The organism is Falsiroseomonas oryziterrae (assembly GCF_021864505.1).
GTDB lineage: Bacteria > Pseudomonadota > Alphaproteobacteria > Acetobacterales > Acetobacteraceae > Falsiroseomonas > Falsiroseomonas oryziterrae.
Genome location: NZ_JAKJIB010000671.1, coordinates 1 through 718 on the forward strand (window position 1 = coordinate 1; position 718 = coordinate 718).

The following is a 718-nucleotide window of genomic DNA, read 5'->3' on the forward strand; positions in this document are numbered from 1 at the left end:
CTGGGCGGCGGTGCTGTTCCGCCGCGGGCGGGCCGCGCGCTCGCCTGCGCTGCTGGCCGATGCGCGGCACCTGCTGGCCGATGTCGTCACCTCGGCCGGCGTGCTGGTGGGCGTGGCGCTGGTGGCGCTCACCGGCATCCTCTGGCTCGACCCGCTGCTCGCGGCGCTGACGGCGGGGAACATCCTGATCTCCGGCGGCCGGCTGGTGCGCGAATCCGTCGGCGGGCTGATGGACGAAGCGGTGCCGCCGGAACGCCTCGCGCGCATCCGGACCCTGGTCGCCGAGAGCGCCGATGGCGCGATCGAGGCGCACGACATGCGCACGCGCCATTCCGGCCGCTACACCTTCGTGGAGTTCCACCTCGTCGTCCCGGGCGAGATGACGGTCGCCGACGCGCATGAGATCTGCGACCGGATCGAGGCCGCGCTGAAGGCGGAGCTCGGCGCGGCGGTGATCACCATCCATGTCGAGCCGGAAGGGAAGGCGAAGCACCGGGGTGTCCTGGTGCTGTGATCCCGCGCGGCGCGCTGGCGATCGGTCTCTCCGCCCTGCTGCATGCCGCGGCGCTCGGCGCGCTGCTCGGCGCCGGGCGAGAAGCGCCACAGGCGGGCGCGGAGCAGCCGGTCGCGCTGGTGTGGGACGGAACGGTGGACGGCGCGGCCGATGCGTCGGACAGCGACGGACCGGCGATGGCGCCGCCGGCCCAGGCGCCCGTGG

2 protein-coding genes are annotated in these 718 nt (G+C 74.8%); both read left to right on the forward strand.

Features of this window, described 5'->3' with window-relative positions:
- Positions 1–514: cation diffusion facilitator family transporter (locus L2I40_RS24005; RefSeq protein WP_237217850.1), on the forward strand; the 514-nt coding region annotated here is incomplete at its 5' end.
- The coding region (locus L2I40_RS24010; protein WP_237217851.1) for a hypothetical protein at positions 511–718 on the forward strand (208 nt) is incomplete at its 3' end. The genes L2I40_RS24005 and L2I40_RS24010, both read left to right, overlap by 4 nt.